The organism is Sphingomonas sp. (assembly GCF_003248515.1).
Lineage (GTDB): Bacteria > Pseudomonadota > Alphaproteobacteria > Sphingomonadales > Sphingomonadaceae > Sphingomonas_I.
Genome location: NZ_QFOB01000023.1, coordinates 25,652 through 40,089, shown reverse-complemented (window position 1 = coordinate 40,089; position 14,438 = coordinate 25,652). Strand labels below are relative to the sequence as shown.

Annotated in this window: 19 protein-coding genes; 11 read left to right on the top strand and 8 right to left on the bottom strand. The window is 67.6% G+C overall.

All coding sequences use genetic code 11. The features are described 5' to 3' along the window. The first annotated feature begins 124 nt into the window (after positions 1-124). A complete protein-coding gene (locus DI605_RS20825) occupies positions 125-469 on the top strand; it encodes a hypothetical protein (RefSeq protein ID WP_293977623.1) in 345 nt (114 codons plus the stop codon). Here DI605_RS20825 and DI605_RS20820 read toward each other — a convergent pair. After that, the gene (locus DI605_RS20820) at positions 461-718 is read right to left on the bottom strand and encodes a hypothetical protein (RefSeq protein WP_293977621.1); all 258 of its coding nucleotides are present in this window, start codon (positions 716-718) and stop codon (positions 461-463) included. The two genes, DI605_RS20825 and DI605_RS20820, sit on opposite strands and share 9 nt — an antisense overlap. Positions 719-1,262: 544 nt before the next feature. Here DI605_RS20820 and DI605_RS20815 point away from each other — a divergent pair. Together DI605_RS20815 and DI605_RS20810 are read left to right on the top strand one after the other, a co-directional pair. Continuing rightward, on the top strand, positions 1,263-2,222 hold the full coding sequence (locus tag DI605_RS20815) for a DUF2493 domain-containing protein (protein ID WP_293977619.1): 960 nt from the start codon (positions 1,263-1,265) through the stop codon (positions 2,220-2,222). Positions 2,223-2,373: 151 nt separating this feature from the next. Next, a complete protein-coding gene (locus DI605_RS20810; protein WP_293977617.1) occupies positions 2,374-2,712 on the top strand; it encodes a hypothetical protein in 339 nt (112 codons plus the stop codon). 221 nt (positions 2,713-2,933) lie between these two features. On the opposite strand, the gene DI605_RS20805 is transcribed toward DI605_RS20810, so the two are convergent. Then, entirely contained in the window at positions 2,934-3,074 is a 141-nt protein-coding gene (locus DI605_RS20805) for a hypothetical protein (RefSeq protein WP_293977615.1), read from the bottom strand. A 721-nt stretch (positions 3,075-3,795) separates the two neighbouring features. Here DI605_RS20805 and DI605_RS20800 point away from each other — a divergent pair. After that, entirely contained in the window at positions 3,796-4,206 is a 411-nt protein-coding gene (locus tag DI605_RS20800; protein ID WP_293977613.1) for a single-stranded DNA-binding protein, read from the top strand. A gap of 152 nt (positions 4,207-4,358) precedes the next feature. Here the strand turns inward: DI605_RS20800 and DI605_RS20795 are convergent, their stop codons facing one another. After that, entirely contained in the window at positions 4,359-4,913 is a 555-nt protein-coding gene (locus DI605_RS20795; protein ID WP_293977612.1) for a glyoxalase/bleomycin resistance/extradiol dioxygenase family protein, read from the bottom strand. 87 nt (positions 4,914-5,000) lie between these two features. Between DI605_RS20795 and DI605_RS20790 the strand changes: the two genes are divergently transcribed. The 3 genes from DI605_RS20790 (at position 5,001) to DI605_RS20780 (ending at position 7,808) form a co-directional block, all read left to right on the top strand. Beyond that, positions 5,001-6,104 (top strand): hypothetical protein, encoded by a 1,104-nt coding sequence (locus DI605_RS20790; RefSeq protein ID WP_293977610.1) that lies wholly within the window; start codon positions 5,001-5,003, stop codon positions 6,102-6,104. A 232-nt stretch (positions 6,105-6,336) separates the two neighbouring features. Continuing rightward, positions 6,337-6,990, top strand: coding sequence for a hypothetical protein (locus DI605_RS20785; protein WP_293977609.1), 654 nt, complete (start codon positions 6,337-6,339; stop codon positions 6,988-6,990). Further along, the gene (locus DI605_RS20780) at positions 6,987-7,808 is read left to right on the top strand and encodes a hypothetical protein (RefSeq protein ID WP_293977607.1); all 822 of its coding nucleotides are present in this window, start codon (positions 6,987-6,989) and stop codon (positions 7,806-7,808) included. Before DI605_RS20785 ends, DI605_RS20780 begins: the two co-directional genes overlap by 4 nt. Positions 7,809-7,892: 84 nt before the next feature. Here the strand turns inward: DI605_RS20780 and DI605_RS20775 are convergent, their stop codons facing one another. Continuing rightward, the gene (locus DI605_RS20775; protein WP_293977605.1) at positions 7,893-8,978 is read right to left on the bottom strand and encodes a hypothetical protein; all 1,086 of its coding nucleotides are present in this window, start codon (positions 8,976-8,978) and stop codon (positions 7,893-7,895) included. 33 nt (positions 8,979-9,011) lie between these two features. Then, entirely contained in the window at positions 9,012-9,851 is an 840-nt protein-coding gene (locus DI605_RS20770) for a hypothetical protein (RefSeq protein WP_293977603.1), read from the bottom strand. 602 nt (positions 9,852-10,453) lie between these two features. Between DI605_RS20770 and DI605_RS20765 the strand changes: the two genes are divergently transcribed. Further along, positions 10,454-10,618, top strand: a complete 165-nt coding sequence (locus DI605_RS20765) for a hypothetical protein (RefSeq protein ID WP_293977601.1) — start codon at positions 10,454-10,456, stop codon at positions 10,616-10,618. Between the two features lie 79 nt (positions 10,619-10,697). On the opposite strand, the gene DI605_RS20760 is transcribed toward DI605_RS20765, so the two are convergent. Both DI605_RS20760 and DI605_RS20755 read right to left on the bottom strand, forming a co-directional pair. Next, positions 10,698-11,333, bottom strand: a complete 636-nt coding sequence (locus DI605_RS20760) for an SOS response-associated peptidase family protein (protein ID WP_293977625.1) — start codon at positions 11,331-11,333, stop codon at positions 10,698-10,700. Positions 11,334-11,367: 34 nt separating this feature from the next. Further along, entirely contained in the window at positions 11,368-11,736 is a 369-nt protein-coding gene (locus DI605_RS20755) for a hypothetical protein (protein WP_293977599.1), read from the bottom strand. Between the two features lie 249 nt (positions 11,737-11,985). Here DI605_RS20755 and DI605_RS20750 point away from each other — a divergent pair, with 249 nt between their 5' ends. Then, positions 11,986-12,378: a DUF3768 domain-containing protein gene (locus tag DI605_RS20750; RefSeq protein ID WP_293977597.1), complete on the top strand. Its 393-nt coding sequence runs from the start codon at positions 11,986-11,988 to the stop codon at positions 12,376-12,378. Here DI605_RS20750 and DI605_RS20745 read toward each other — a convergent pair. Next, the gene (locus DI605_RS20745) at positions 12,358-12,654 is read right to left on the bottom strand and encodes a hypothetical protein (RefSeq protein WP_293977595.1); all 297 of its coding nucleotides are present in this window, start codon (positions 12,652-12,654) and stop codon (positions 12,358-12,360) included. The genes DI605_RS20750 and DI605_RS20745 overlap by 21 nt on opposite strands. Positions 12,655-13,145: 491 nt before the next feature. Here DI605_RS20745 and DI605_RS20740 point away from each other — a divergent pair, with 491 nt between their 5' ends. Together DI605_RS20740 and DI605_RS20735 are read left to right on the top strand one after the other, a co-directional pair. Beyond that, positions 13,146-13,370, top strand: a complete 225-nt coding sequence (locus tag DI605_RS20740) for an antitoxin VbhA family protein (protein ID WP_293977593.1) — start codon at positions 13,146-13,148, stop codon at positions 13,368-13,370. Further along, positions 13,363-14,394 carry a Fic family protein gene (locus tag DI605_RS20735; protein WP_293977591.1) on the top strand — a complete coding sequence of 344 codons (1,032 nt, stop codon included), beginning with the start codon at positions 13,363-13,365 and terminating at the stop codon, positions 14,392-14,394. The genes DI605_RS20740 and DI605_RS20735 overlap by 8 nt, the downstream gene beginning before the upstream one ends. Positions 14,395-14,438: the final 44 nt, after the last annotated feature.

Below are 14,438 nucleotides of genomic sequence, written 5' to 3'. Positions count from 1 at the left end.
CTGGGCGTTTCCATTTTATTGCCCCGACCCGATCGATAATGGGACAATATCCTTATCCCGTCAAAGGGAATGGATCGTCTCAATGGCGACATAATTCTTTTGCGGCAGCATCAAGGCCGACGAGGTGGCCGAGCTGTCGACCGAAGAACTTCGGATCATTGTGTTGATGGAAGCGCGTGCCAAGCCGCGCTTGCGTAATATCGACGGGCTTTGGCGGCGTCCGGTGCTGGGACACCGCGGTGCGACACCCAGACCCGGAAGCATCACCGAGTTCATCCGTGCAACGGGGCTCCTGCCGCCCGGAGAGATTGACCATATTATCGAGACAGCACCGACCCAGCTGATCGCCTTTCAAGCGGCGCAGGCCGTTCTCCCTGTGGAGGCGCGGACGCCGATAGCTCGGTGGCTCGACGACTTCAACCGCGCCGCGGATGCGCTGCGCATGCCCGAACCGATGGCCTCAAGCTGAGAGACCGTACCTGCGGAGGAGCTTGCGACCGTCGTCGGTTTCGAAATGTGCCTCTACTTCCTCGACCGTGCGCGGGATCGGCGCATCGATCGCTACATCGATGGCGTGCTGGAGATAGGCCGCGGCGGTCGTCTTCCCGGCCTTATCGAGCAGCCCGAGCGCCATCCTCATGAGGCTTACCGCAGTCGCTTCGTTCGGTTTCTGCTCGTCCATCATTTCACCCTCGGCGAAGCCGGCGACGCGCCCCATCGGCGCGTCGTCGCTTCGGAACCGGGTGTTGGAAACCTAGATTGCGCTAGGCGCGAACGCCTTTAGCCGGGGCTTGGACATACGCGTCCGCCACCCGGTCGCACGAACCGGCCCGCAATCTACGAGGTTTCCACGCCCCGACTACGTCTCCGCAGTGATCGGAGCCTACCAGCGGCACCGAGCGGTCGGCAAGCCGCTATGCATCCGATCGGTCGCATTGGTGCCAGACCCGATGATCGGATCGGGATCGATACGCCCAGGCGCGTTCGCGATCGGCAGCGCCCGAGGCGGGGGCATCGGGCTTCCTGTCGTCGCACTGCCGACGCGCCTTTCCGCCAGAGGATGCGGCACTTGGGCCGCCGCGAGCCGTCCGCAACCTGCGAAAACCGGGCCGTGTTGCCGCTTCGCGGCTGCCCGCACCACCCCGATTTTCGAGGTTTCCCTCGGGCTTGGCCCTCGGTGCGGCCGTCTCTCGTTCGGCAGCCCAGGAGGTGCGCATCCGGCGGATAGGCCGCCGGCACGACCAGACGAAAGGCTTTCGCCCATGTCCACGTCCCTCGCCGCGGCACTCGCCGCTCTCGAACTCGGGCATCTCGAACCCCGAACCGAAGACCTCTCCGGCATGGCACCCCCGCCGACCGAGGCACTCGATCACACCACCACCGCCATCTGGAGCGATCTGTTCGCCACGCTCTTCAACACGTCGCTGGAGCGTGACATCGAGGAACTCGGCTGGGGGCTGGTGAACCTCTTCCACCGGGCGGCTGCGAAGAAGCATGCCACGATCGACCGACTCACCGACGAGATCCGCCTTCTCCTCGCCGATCAGGACGGCTCCGAGATCACCACCGCGAACCTCGAAGAAAAGATCGACCTCGCCAAGAAGATCGAGGAAGCCGCCGGCTGCTACGAGCAGATGCGCGATACCGCCGCTGCGCACTACATGCGCGAGACGGGCCGCTCCTGGGTGCCGGCTACGGGCAACCGCATCTCACTCGGCGTGACATCGGCGATCGTCGACGGCCGCGCCTTCCTCCGCGCGCGCCGCGACCGGGTTCGCGACGCCAACACCGTGCAGGGCACACCGGTCGTGTTCGCCGGCGGCCGGCTGACCTTCATCTCCGATGCCGACATGACGACGTTCGGCAGCAACCTGCTGCGCACGCTCAACGCCGTCCGTGAGCGTGTCGGCGACATGTATCTTGTCCATGGCGGCGACATGAAGGGTATCGAGCGCATCGCCGCCTCCTGGGCGGAACAGAATGGTGTCCAGCAGGTCCGTTTCGGACTCGACCGCAAGCTCGGTGACCGCGCCGGTTTCCGTCGCAACGAGCAGATGCTCTCGCTGAAGCCGCGTTACCTCATCGCCTTTCAGGGCAATGGCGTTACCGAGCGTCTCGTGATCGACGCGAAGAAGGCGGGCGTTCGTGTCGTCGATCGTCGCGGTCCGCTGGGTACGCCACCCTCCGCGCTCAACAGCGAGCGCGAGCGACGGCTCACGTGAGCTCACTCCGCGGCCGTCGGTTCGCCGGCGGCCGTCGGCCACCAAATGAGATCGATCCGCAGGTCGATCGACCCGTGACACAGCGTTCGTTCAGCTGCAGGTCCTAAATCGAGGGCTGGCGGATTTCCCGCGCACATGTTGGAGCATGCCGATGCGAATGACGTTCTCGCCTTCTTTCCTCTTTGTCGCGCTGGCGATGGGTATCGTAGCTGTGCCAGCCGCCGCTAGGCCGGCCCAGCCCCACGCCGCTCACCGCGCCGATACACTGCAGATCAAGCTGAACGATCGCGCAAAGGCGATCCACGAGAAGCTCATCGCAATCCGGAAGGCCGGCCGCGTCTCGCCGGCGGAGGCGGCGGCGATGACGAGCAAGCTCGCCTGGGTCCGCGCCGACTCGGCCAAATATGTGAAGCAACAGGGCTTTCTCAGCGCCGGCGAGAGCGCCAGCTACAATCGTGCGCTGGACGAAATCGAGAAGAAGCTGGGCTGATTGCAATCGGCGACTCCCGTCGACATCGCGTTAAGGGGAGTCGCCGGGTTGCCACGGATCGAGAGCCGCGCTGTCAGGCAGACTTACTTGGCAGACGGGGGAGTCTTGGCGGGCAACTTCGCACCGCTTGGCCGCCCCGCGCGCCGCGCGAGCGGCGCGCGCGATAATTTACGACCGTACGGCGAGAACCGTTCGACGCGCCGATCCTTGCGCCGCGACTCTTATTCGTCGTCGTCGGGCTGCGTGACCTGCTTCTGCTCATCCCGCGCCTGGTCGAGCGGGCCCTGATTTGCCGGTTCCTTGAGCCCGGTCTCTTCGACCGTCGTGATCTTGGGCATGTTGGCGTTTTGATCGTCGGCCATGTCTACCTCCTGCTTTCCACCGGAATCCAACCCGGGATGCGGTGCCTGGTTCCACCGCGGTGATGGCGGACCGATCGCCCGAGAGGCCCGGAACCTGCTCAGGGTCGAGACCGACCCGGACAGGCAAAAAAGTCGACCGCATTGTCGGGGGAGCTCCGCCGCGGCCCGGGTGTCTGGCTGCAGTGGGAATACCCGCACGCCTGATCGCCGCGCAGCGTCGACCCTGTCGGGCCAGCGAAGAGGATAGCGGCTCGAACCGACCTCGAGGCTCCCCTGCTCGACCTGCGCTGCGTCGCCACGCCTGGAAGAGGAATGCGGTTTCGGATGTATGATCCGCCGGCTCCGGTTCCGAGCCGCATGCCCGCCCGCGCCACGGCCCGTTCGCGAAGCGGCCGGAGGGTCATAGCGCCGTGCTGGTGTGGCGGGTGGAGTAGACCGTCGTTGCCACGGCGAGAGTCGAGAAATCCGCATGGCGGTTCATCGCGGTCCGCCCGTGGGGGTTTATCCCCTCTCTTTGCTGAACGACCTAAGCCGGCCGTCCAACGGCCCCAACCCGCGTGCCTTCGGACCGTGTTGCCGTGTGCCACGGCTGCCCGCACCACTCCTCGTCACGGGGTTCCCCTCGCGCGTCTGCGCCGCTCGGTGGAGCCGCCGTCCTGGCCGTCTTCGACGGTGTTCAGTCGAGGGGACGAACCCCCGGCGAACCCAAAGGAACCTCGAAATGCAGAACCTCGTCATCCTCGCCGGCAACGTCGGCGCCACTCCCGAGAGCCGCACCACCAACGGCGGCACAACGATCACCAGCTTCAGCCTCGCGACCTCGCGCCCGAAGCGCGACAGCGAGGGCAAGGTCCAGAAGGACGAGAAGGGCCGCCGGGTCGAAGACACCGAATGGCACCGGATCACCTGCTTCAACGGCGTCGGCAAGACGGTCGCCGAATATGTCGAGAAGGGCCAGAAGGTCATGGTCCGCGGCCGCATCCACTACACCCGCTGGACCGACCAGGAAAAGATCGAGCGCTACGGCGTCGAGATCATCGCCGACGAGGTGACCTTCCTCTCCTACGGCAAGTCCCGCCAGCAGCAGCAGGCGGCCTCGCAGGACAACGAGGACGACGACATCCCATTCTGACCGGGGCGGATCGGCCCGGGAGCTTCGGCTCCCGGGCCTTTTCGCGTGATCGCTACGCGCTCGCCCAGCTTCGATCGAACGCCCCCGACGATAATTACGCAGGTATCGCCGACCGGCACGGGCCGCGAAGGAACTGTCCCCGCGTCAAACCATCACCGGCTGGATCGGTCGAGCCGCTCACCGATATCGATCCGATTACCGTCGGGATCGGCACACACGAAGGCGCGCTGGCCGTAGTCCTTGTCCGCCAGCCGCTTGATGATCCTGACGCCCTGTGCCTCGCACCGCGTATACAATGCGGCCGCATCGCTGACGAACATATGCATGACGTTGGCGGTCGAGGCCTTGTGGTCCGGCTTCTGGGTCAAATGGATTTCCGCCTCATCCTTCTTCAGAACCATGAAGCCGGTCGGATCGCCATTCTCGAAGACCTTCTCGAAGCCGAACACGCTTGCATAGAAGTCATGCGCGGCACGGATATCCTTCACCTCGACTCCGGGCGCGACGCGCCCGAGTACGATGTCGGAAACAGGGCCGGAAACCAGCCCGGAAGTCGGGGACGTCACCATCGTCACATTCTCGTCGAGCAGCGGCGGCGATGCGCTTGCTTGGTCAGGAGCGGTGTCCGTCGATTTCCCGTCACAAGTGCGCGTCGCCCTGTCAAGCGCTGTCGCTGCAAGAATAGATCGAGTTCGAAGCTGGATCATTCATCCGCCGGCCAAGCGATGGTACAGTCGATGGTGTCGACTCGGGGGGGTTGGATGAAAACAGTCCGGAATATTGTCGCCTGCGCCTTGCTGCTCGGCGCCTCGCCCGCCCTGGCGGACGACACCGCCACCAAGACGGGGCTCGTCGTCGGTCTCGGGCTGAACGCGGCCAAGGGTCAGACCACGCTCGGCAACGGCGCCGGCGGCATCGAGGCCGGCGTGACCAACGTCCAGGCTTTCACCGCCGCAGCGCAGATCATCATCGATGCCAGCACCGCCGGCAACCCGTACCGGCGGCCCGTGCTGCTGGCCGCACACGACCAGCAGGTCGATCTCGTGTCGCCGCTGATCGTCCGACGGCGCATCGAGCAATTCCGGGCCGCGATCGCCGAGCCCCGGCTGGCCTGCAGCGGCGACATCGCCGAGCAACGCGCCGAGAAGGACAAGCAGAAGCAGGCCGAGACCAAGCTCGGCATCCTGGGCGTGCCGATCTCGAAAGGCGCGCTGACCCCGTTCGTGCCATCCGACTTCGCGCAGGCGCTGACGACCGACATCACCATCGCCCCGATCGCGCTCAGCGCCGACGATCGGATGCTGGTGAACGCGGTCGAGATCAGGGGCGGCGGCACTTTCCACCTCGTCGGCGAGGGCACCGGTCTCCCCGCCGCCGGCAGCCGGATCCTCGCCGGCTATTACGGGCTCGTCGACGATATCGCGCAGCGCCGCGCGGTCTGCGTGCGATCCGATCATGCCAGCGTCATCGCCGCGGCGGACAGCTTCGCGAACTCGCTCACCGCCGCCGACAAAGGCGCCTTGTCCGCGCTCGCCACCGCGATCCAGCTCGAACCCTATGCCGGGGGCATCGATACGACCGGCGCCGCGACGAACCCGCCTGCCGCGCTCCTGCTCCGCGTCGCTGTCGAACAGGTCGGCGGCACCGCCATCACCCGCTCGAACATCTTCTACGAGCTCGGCCTGCTACGCGGAGCGGCCACGGTCGCGTCGGGGCTCGTTGTCAGCTACCGCCTGGTCGATTCCGCCAGCGGGCAGCCCGTAGCGACCGGGATCGTCTACTGCATGACGCCCCAGCGCAATCTCCGCGACGTCGCCAAGGCAATCGGCAAAGGCTTGCCCGCGCCGATCTGCGACAAGGTGCAGTCCCCGATGCCGGCGGCCGCCACGCCGTCTTGAGGAGTCCGGCAGACCTCGCCCTGATGCCGCACGGCCCGCGTCCGTGGGACGATCGCGGGCGGCCTCGCCGGCGCAGCCTGCCGACCTGACGAACCTTCGGGTCGAATCCGGCGATCCCGGGCCCCTCCCCGCCGTCCGCGTGGGCAGGCGCGGTTCGAGGCATCGGCACCGATGGCTTGTCATCCCGATGCGGCCTTTCGAACGATGCCGCCGGCTTGCTAAGTGTCTGTCGATGACCGCGGCACCAACCCTCGACCTCGACGCGCGCCTCGCTCGGATCGGCGCCGAACACGCCGGCCTCCTGCGCGACGGCCAGGCGCTGCTCGGCGCTGGCTTGCCGATGAACCAGGTCGGCATGCTGCTGCTCGCGGCGGCGAAGCGCTCGGTCGCGCTGCCCGAGGGGTTCACGGCCATGATCCGGGCGCGCAACTTCCATGCCGCCGCGCCGATGGTGCGGCTGCAGCTCGACACCGCCTTGCGTGTCGCGGCCTTGCGCTTCGTTCCCGATCCGCACGCTTATGCCGCCGCCGTGATGGGGGGCGAGGCGGTCTACAAGCTCAAGGACGACACCGGCGCGCGGCTCACCGATCACCGGCTGCTCGAGCGGCTCGGCGCGACCTTCCCGTGGATCACGACGGTCTATCGGGACGCGAGCGCTTTCGTGCATCTCAGCGCCCGACATCTGTGGACCAGCATCGCCGCGATCGACGAGGCCGAGCACCTCGTCGTGTTCCAGATCTCGCCCGAGGATCCGGCGCGCGTCGGCGAAGATCAATATTACGATGCGGTCGATGCTTTCTATCGGTGCCTCGTCTTGGCGAAGGGGCTGATCCTGAGCGGCATGCGCCAGCTCGCCGGCGTCGCGGACGACGAGCCGACCGCATGAAAACCCGTATTGCTGCGGTCCGTCCCGATTTCGCCGGCGCGATCGCCAAGGTCGCGCACGCAAATCGCCACATCGCCGCCTTCGCGCAGGAGGCGGGCCGCTATTTCGCCAAGCGGCCCTATCAGGTCGTCCAGACCCCGCACACCGACACGGGCGAGCCGGGCTATTATCTCTACGAGCGGCTGGGCTTCCCCGATCGACGGTTGGCCCTTTTCATCGGCGATGCGCTGCACAACCTGCGCTCGGCGCTCGATCACCTCGCTTGCGCGTGCGCGATCGCCCAGGGGGAGAGTCCGGACCACACGCAATTCCCGATCCTGCTCAAGGAGACCGGGCTCGAGCAGAAGCTACGCAAGGACCTCGTCAAGGCCGGCCCCGTCGCGATCGATCTCGTTGGCGCGCTCGCACCCACCCCACTCGGCAATCCGATGCTGGCCGCGCTGCACGAACTCGACATCATCGACAAACATCGCCTGATCCTGCCGGTCGCCTGCACGATGGACGTGGCGATCCAGGTGGGCGTCTTCGAGGGGCTACCGGTGGTCACCGCCAGGGGTGGCACCGCGCCGCCCGAACGGACCAGCTGCTTCGTGCCCGCGCCCAAAGGGTACGAGGCCTGCATCGCGCACGATTTCAGTTTCACGGGCGACGTCGTCTTCCCGGCGGGCACGCCGCTTGCCGGCCAACCCTGTGTCGAGACGCTCTACGAACTATCCGCGGTTGTCGCCGATATCGTCATCGCGTTTGAGCAGGGCTTCAACACGGTCCGTCTCTCGCACGGCATCTCGCGAGCGGGACGGACCACCCGCGCCATCTGAACTCCCCGTGCGCGATCGGACGGTCCGGCGGGGGAGATGCCGCTGCGCCGTGCCGGCGGGCTGGGTCTCGTACAGCGCGCGCCGCTAGGCGTCCGGCCGCCAGCCTCGGCTAAGCCCCAGCGCCGCGGGATCGACCTCGTCCGGTTCCCACACATGGATGGTCGCGCCGTCGTCGGTCGCGGGGCGGATCGTCAGTCCGCCTGCCCAGAAGGCATCGCGGGCGACGTCGCCGATCACCTCGAACTCGCTCAGCGTCGTCCGCTCCTCGCGGCTCGCCCAGAGGTCGCGGAGCGCCACGGCGAGGTCGTCGATCAGGTCGGTGTAGCCGGCGTCGGCGATAGCCCGGCGGGTGGCGTCCGACAGCGCCGGCGGATCGGTCAAGCCGTCCAGATGGCCGAGCACATAGGCGGCGAGGCGCAGCGGTTCGGCCAGCGGCGGCCCGAGCTCGCCAACCACCCGGTTCAGATCGCCATGCCTCCAGAATGCCGCCCGCGCGGCCGCGGCGCGCTCGCGCGAGGCGCCGAGCACGCCCCGCAATCCCTCCTCGTAAGAGACGAGCCGTCCGTGCCCGAACGGCGCGCTCAGCCGGCAGGCGGCATATTCCTCCCAACAGGCCTCGTTGACCTGCGCGAAGATCGCTTCCTCATAGCCCGATATGCCGTGTTGCAGGATGTGGTTCGGCAGCGTGCGATCCTTCTGCGCCGTCACCGCGACATGCGCGCACTCGTGCGCGAGAAGGTAAAGCGCGTCGTCGAACGCCGCCGACGGCTCCTCCGCGCCATCATCGTCGATCCCTTCGACATAGGCGGCATTGAGGACGATATGGACCTTGACGACGCCGTCGCGGAGCACCGCCGGCGCCATCCCGATCCCGATCAGCTGGTCGTCGTTCGAGCGCGTCAGCGTCCGCAGGCCCTCGACGCCGCGGTCCAGCTCCGCCAGCGCGGCATCATAATCATAGGCGATCGTCAGCCCGTCGAGCCGCGACAGATCGATCGCGCGGCTGAGCATCCGCACATAGGCCGCGATCTTGTTGCCGAGCCGATCGGCCGCGTCCGCCAACGCGAAGGCGCGCATGCTGAGCGAGATCGTGTCGGGCGCGGTCGCGGGCGGCAGGTCGGGCTCGGTGCGGTCGTCGTCATCCTGGTCCATCGGCCTGAGCAGGCGCACGAAATCGCGCTCGCGTCCAGCACCGCCCGCCGCTCAGTGACCGAGCAGCGTCTCCATGCGTCCGCGCAGCGCCGTCGCAAGGTCCGCGCGCCCCTCGGCGTTGTTGAGGTACGGCACATAGCGCAGGTGACGCAGGTCGAACGGGATGTCGGCGGCGTTCTGCGTGATCAGGATCACCTCGCGTCCGAGTGTGTGCGCGATCCCGGCCTCGTAGAAGACGTTCGGATTGCGACCAGTGCAGTCGGCGACGACCACGCGCGACCGGTCGATCAGCGAGACCACGTCCTGGATGATCGCGGGGTTCTCCCAGATGTCGTCGGCGCGGCGGCATCGGAGGCCGACCGCCTCGCACGCCTCCTGGATGCTCGCATAGACGCCGGCGAACGCAGCATCGAACGGCATCATCGCCGAAACGAGCGCCGGCTCGATGCGCTCATGTTCCTCGATCGTGAACACCGTCGGTCGCTGCCGCCGCGGCCTGACGGTGCGCAGCAGCGCACGATAGAGATCGACGTCCTTCACCGCCCAATGCGTTCGGGTGAACTCGTCGCGTCCGATATCGAAGTCCGCCAGCCGCTCGAACAGGAGTTCGTTCGCGAGCGGCGGCACGTCGGCATCGTAGACATAATCGAGCATGACATCCCGGCCGCCGGCGCGCGCCCGGATGATCGTGCCGACCCGCGCCTCGCCGCGGTCGCGCCCCTCGGTCATGAACAGGCAGGGGAGCGTCAGCAGCCGGTCGAACGCCAGCCGGTCGCCGTTATGATAGGCCTCGCCGATCCGCTCTTCGGTCGCCTCGAAGATCCGATCGAGCCCCAGCGTGTCGCGGCCCTGCAGGTCGCGCCCGCGGGCACTCCAGCCGGCGCCTCGCACCAGAAGATTATACATGGCCCTCCGCGTCATCTGATCGATGCAAGGTGCCCGTTTGCACCCCGCCGTTCGGTATCATCATAAGCGAGCGGGGCCGGCATGCCAGCAGGGACGGAGGACGGCGTCTCCCGGCGATGCCGGGACCGTCGCTCTATTCCGCTCACGCTCCACCGAGCCCGTAGCCGGTCTCGGCCCCGCCGGGTGACGATCGACTGACGGGCGCTGCCGCGCGGAAACTCGTTTCCGAAAACCGGCAACATCTTTCCGCGTCAATCGGGGGTTTGCCCGCCTCGGAGGCGATGCGTGCCGAGGGGCGGGACGCGGAGCCGGGCCGGGCAACCAAGGTGGAACGTCGGGTCCAGCGGGTGGGCGGGGGGGCGGTCCGGCGCCGAACACGGCGCTCCGGCCGCCGTGTTTCACCCCGCTCTTGGAGGCGCAATCCTTGGGCCGGCTCGGGGCCTTGTACGATCAACCCGCAAGGGGTCCGGGCGCTTCGCTACGGCTTTTTCTGCGTGCCGCAGAAAAAGTGATCGCGGCCCCTCCCCGTCCTGTCGGGCGCCTGTCGAGCGGGGATGAACCCCGTCGGCTTCACAGGAGCCTCGGACATGTTCAACGATATCTGGATCGCCCGCAAATCCGCTCTCAGCCTCGCCAGGAACCTGATGGTCGCCACCATGGTCATCGCGGTCGGCACCCAGTACGCCGTCATCACCGCCGAAGATCACGACGCCTCGCACATCGTCGTCAACGAATACGATCCCTTCGCCTGACACCCCGGGGGGCCTGCGGGCCCCCTCCCCATCCCGCTTGGTCGTCATCAGCCGGGGCGGGCATCGAACCCGCCCCGGCTCACGCGTCGACCTCGATGAGGTCGCCGCGCGGCGTCTCGACCTGATGGTGCATCGGCCCGTCATAGGGCCTGACCAGCGCCAGCGCCTCGTCCACGCGGCCGTCGAGCCACCGGATCAAATCGCAGGGGTGCAGGATCACCGGCATCGCCTTGGGATGCCACGGCGCCACGATGTCGTTCGGCTCGGTGGTGCCGAACGCGAATGCCTCGCCGCGCTCGGTCGGGCGCCACAGCCCGGCGAAGAAGCCGATCGGCTGGTCGGGCAACGAGAACCACATCTGCTTTGGCAGATTGTCGTCGCCCTTGCCGCCGTCGGGATGCGGTTCCGCGAAATGCGTGAACGGCACGATGCAGCGGCGATCGGGCGTGTTGAGCGAGGGTTTCCACATGCTCGAGCCGAGATTGCGCGCGTTGGTCACATATTTGTCGAGCTTGACCTCGGGATTGCGCTTGCTCGGGATTTTGGTCGGAAAACCCCATTCCATCAGGACCATCTCGAGCGGTCGGTTGCCGCCCGCCGCCCGCCGGATGACGGGTCCGTGCCGCGCGGTCTTCTTGCCGGTCGGGAAGATCTCCCGGGTCGGCGGGAAAACCTCGTCGGGCGCGAACGGCGGATCGAACCCGCACGCGCGCATCACCGCCGCCTGCTTGGCCGAAATCCGGTAGCGATTACACACCGCGGCACCAAGGTGTCACGCTCGCCCCCTCCCCGCTCGCCAGCGCGGCGCCCGCATCGGCGACAGTGCCGAGGCTCGCGATCAGCGCGGGATCGCGCAGGAGCCGGGTCCATGCGCGGCCATAGCTTCTCGACGCCAGATAGAAGATCGAGCCGGTGCAGCCGATCATCCGGCAGCGATCCAGCCGATCGACGAGCGAACATCCGGCACCATGCCGCGCGACGATATCCTCGAGCTCGACGCGGAGCATCGTGTCGCATTTCGCGCAGCGACTGCGCACCAGCGCGTTAATGCGCAACATCGCGCCGGTGCTGGCCATCCAGCGCGGTTGCAGGGTGACGATTGCGGCCTCGGATTGCATCTCGCGACGATAGCGCTCCTCCTCCGCATGCGTCCAGTGACGAGCTCGGCCGGCCTGCCTCTCGCGGCCCGTCCTCGTGGCTCTCCGGCTCCTCACCGCTTCGCCGGGGCGCGGACCCGCGCAAGCCCGCGCGCGGGCTTCTCCACTGGCGTTGCGACCCTGACGGGTGCGCGGGTCCGGCTATGCCCCGGCGGTCGGTGTCGCCTGTCGAAAGGCCCCGATGGTCGGGGTCTCGGCAAGGAGACGATCATGGCCGAGGACATTCCTCCCGCCGCACGCCGGGAAATCGGACATCGCGATATCGCCCGGCTCAACGACGAGCTGCGCGAGAACATCACCACCCCCGGGGCGAACCGCGTCATGATGACCCAAGGCATCGCCGCGCTGATCGGCGACGTCACGCTGTTCCGCAATTTCCGCAAGCGCGCCGAGCTCCTGCGGACGATCCGCGACTTCGACACTTTCGCCGCGGACAACGATCCCTATGGCCACCGCGACTTCGGCGCCTTCGCGTTCGAGGGTGCGGCGTGCCTCTGGAAGATCGACTATTACGACAGCGATCTCTCGGCAGGCTCGGAAAACCCCGCCGATCCGCGCGTCACCGTCCGGGTGCTCACGATCCTACGCGCCGACGAATATTAGGATCACCGGCTCCGGCGTCGAACCGCCGGGGCCGGGCTCCGATCGCACATAGGGTTGGTCGTTGCGCAGGAGCGCGATCGCGCGTTCGATGATCGCGCGATCCTCCGCCGCGCCCGCACGGACGTCCACGCGCCAGTTGCTCCGCGGGTTGAAGACGATCGGCAGCATCTCGACCGCGCCGATCGCCTTTTCCCACTTGCGAGGCGACGTGTCGGTCGCGCCCGCCAGCAACGTCACCAGCGTCGCGCGCAGTTCGGTTGCCGTGGGCGCTCCCATCGCTCTCCTCGTTCAAACGAAATCTGCTTGTCGTTGACGTGTCGCCGAGGATGACGAGCGCTCGGGGTCGGCGTCAAGGATGCGCGGTGCCCCCAATTTCCCCGGCGGTCGCTTGACGCTCCCGCCGAGGAAATCGGCTCCCCCACGCCCCGCTGGCGCGGCCGCTGACGCGGTCCTGTGACCCCGACCCCGATCCCTCGTCCCGGCGGCGGTCTCAACCGAACAGACGGAGGTCTCTACCATGTGCTATTCCCCGGTACGCATCGAAGCCTGGCTCGCGGACCTGGCGGCGATCAATCGCGAGCTCGACGCGGCCGGCCACCGTGCCCCTGCCCTGCCGCCCGGCGGCGGCGGCGGTTTCGGCCGCTCTGGGAAGAGTGATCGCCGGCGCCGGGCGGTCGCGGGGCGCCCGACACAGAGGAGAGGCTGCCGCTCTTGCCTCGAAATCGCAGCACTTTCGTGCTAGCAAATCGCCAGGAAAGGACTGTGTCATGACCGCCGTCACGCCGCTCACCACTTCGCGCACCGCGATCAGCGCTGCCGAGCGCGCTCGCCGCGCGCGCGAGGTCGGCTTCGCGCGCGGCAGCGTCCGCCTCGAGGGCGGCGTCCTGACGGCGGAGATCGAGGCGCTCAACGCCCGCTATGTCGCCGGCGAGATCGACGGCGACGAGCTCACCGCCGCCATCCTGGCGTCCGACACCGCCCGGCTTGGTTGACCAGCGCGAAGCCGCGCTCACCTTTGCACGGATTCGCCAGCTTCATCGCGATCCCGTGCAAGGGCAGTACGACGTCGCCCACCTCCGCGAGGTGCATCGCCGCATCTTCCAGGACCTGCCGCACCACGGCCCCGGCGACTTCCGGCCCGAAGCGTCCGGGCATTTCAAGCATCGGCTGCTGGAGTCGACCAGAGACCGGACCGTTGTCCCTTATGCGCTGCGCTCGGAAACCGATCGCCAGCTCGGACCGACGCTCGACGCGCTCCAGGGCGGACGAGCGCTCGCCGGGTTCGACCTGCTGGAGATGTCCGAGGCGATCGCGCAGACCTATGCGCGGCTCGACTATCTGCACCCTTTCCGCGAAGGCAACAGCCGCACGTTGCGCTCGTTCACCGAGCAGCTCGCGCGTGACAACGGCCACCGGCTCGACTGGAACACGACGAACGTGACGCCAGAAGACCGCGACGCCCTCTACATTGCGCGCGACATGGCGGTCATCCAGCTGCGCTACCCCGGACTGACGCCCGACAGCATGATGACGGTCGACGATCGCCACGAATATGAGATGGCATTCCAGCTTCACAGCTATCGCCTGCACGACCCGCTGCACGAACTCGTCCGCCGCTCGCTGGAGCGCGGGCGCGACGCGGCGCCCTACGAGCGGCGGATGTCGGTCGCCGAGACGGTACGCGAGATCGCCGCTGTCGCCCCGGTCGCCTTGACCCAGGCCGAGCGGGCGGCCGAGGCGTCACGGCTGGCGGTGCTCCGGCACAAAGCGCCGGTGGCGGACCATGAGACGGCGAGCGATCTTCGCGATTGGGTCGCTCGGGAAGGCAATATGGCCGCCTTGACCGATCGGCTGGAGCTGGTCGCCGGCGGGCACATCTCCATCCGCCACGAGCCCGGCGCGCCGGCGCTCGACCGCCTCCGCGCCGTGGCCGATGGCATCGGCCGCGAGCTCGCCCAGCAACGCGCCGTGGCGCCGGTGATGCGACCCACCGGGAGGGACGATATCGAGCGTTGAGCGCCGCTATCGCCCCCTCCCCTTCCCCTTCTCCGCGCAGGCGT

Excerpts from the sequence above, each read along its gene's own strand:
- DI605_RS20805 (WP_293977615.1), bottom strand. The coding sequence starts at position 3,074 with ATGGCCGACGATCAAAACGCCAACATGCCCAAGATCACGACGGTCGAA.
- DI605_RS20780 (WP_293977607.1), top strand. The coding sequence starts at position 6,987 with ATGAAAACCCGTATTGCTGCGGTCCGTCCCGATTTCGCCGGCGCGATC.
- DI605_RS20760 (WP_293977625.1), bottom strand. The coding sequence starts at position 11,333 with ATGCGCGCGTGCGGGTTCGATCCGCCGTTCGCGCCCGACGAGGTTTTC.
- DI605_RS20750 (WP_293977597.1), top strand. The coding sequence starts at position 11,986 with ATGGCCGAGGACATTCCTCCCGCCGCACGCCGGGAAATCGGACATCGC.
- DI605_RS20800 (WP_293977613.1), top strand. The coding sequence starts at position 3,796 with ATGCAGAACCTCGTCATCCTCGCCGGCAACGTCGGCGCCACTCCCGAG.
- DI605_RS20815 (WP_293977619.1), top strand. The coding sequence starts at position 1,263 with ATGTCCACGTCCCTCGCCGCGGCACTCGCCGCTCTCGAACTCGGGCAT.
- DI605_RS20740 (WP_293977593.1), top strand. The coding sequence starts at position 13,146 with ATGACCGCCGTCACGCCGCTCACCACTTCGCGCACCGCGATCAGCGCT.
- DI605_RS20820 (WP_293977621.1), bottom strand. The coding sequence starts at position 718 with ATGGGGCGCGTCGCCGGCTTCGCCGAGGGTGAAATGATGGACGAGCAG.
- DI605_RS20745 (WP_293977595.1), bottom strand. The coding sequence starts at position 12,654 with ATGGGAGCGCCCACGGCAACCGAACTGCGCGCGACGCTGGTGACGTTG.
- DI605_RS20755 (WP_293977599.1), bottom strand. The coding sequence starts at position 11,736 with ATGCAATCCGAGGCCGCAATCGTCACCCTGCAACCGCGCTGGATGGCC.
- DI605_RS20785 (WP_293977609.1), top strand. The coding sequence starts at position 6,337 with ATGACCGCGGCACCAACCCTCGACCTCGACGCGCGCCTCGCTCGGATC.
- DI605_RS20795 (WP_293977612.1), bottom strand. The coding sequence starts at position 4,913 with ATGATCCAGCTTCGAACTCGATCTATTCTTGCAGCGACAGCGCTTGAC.
- DI605_RS20810 (WP_293977617.1), top strand. The coding sequence starts at position 2,374 with ATGCGAATGACGTTCTCGCCTTCTTTCCTCTTTGTCGCGCTGGCGATG.
- DI605_RS20765 (WP_293977601.1), top strand. The coding sequence starts at position 10,454 with ATGTTCAACGATATCTGGATCGCCCGCAAATCCGCTCTCAGCCTCGCC.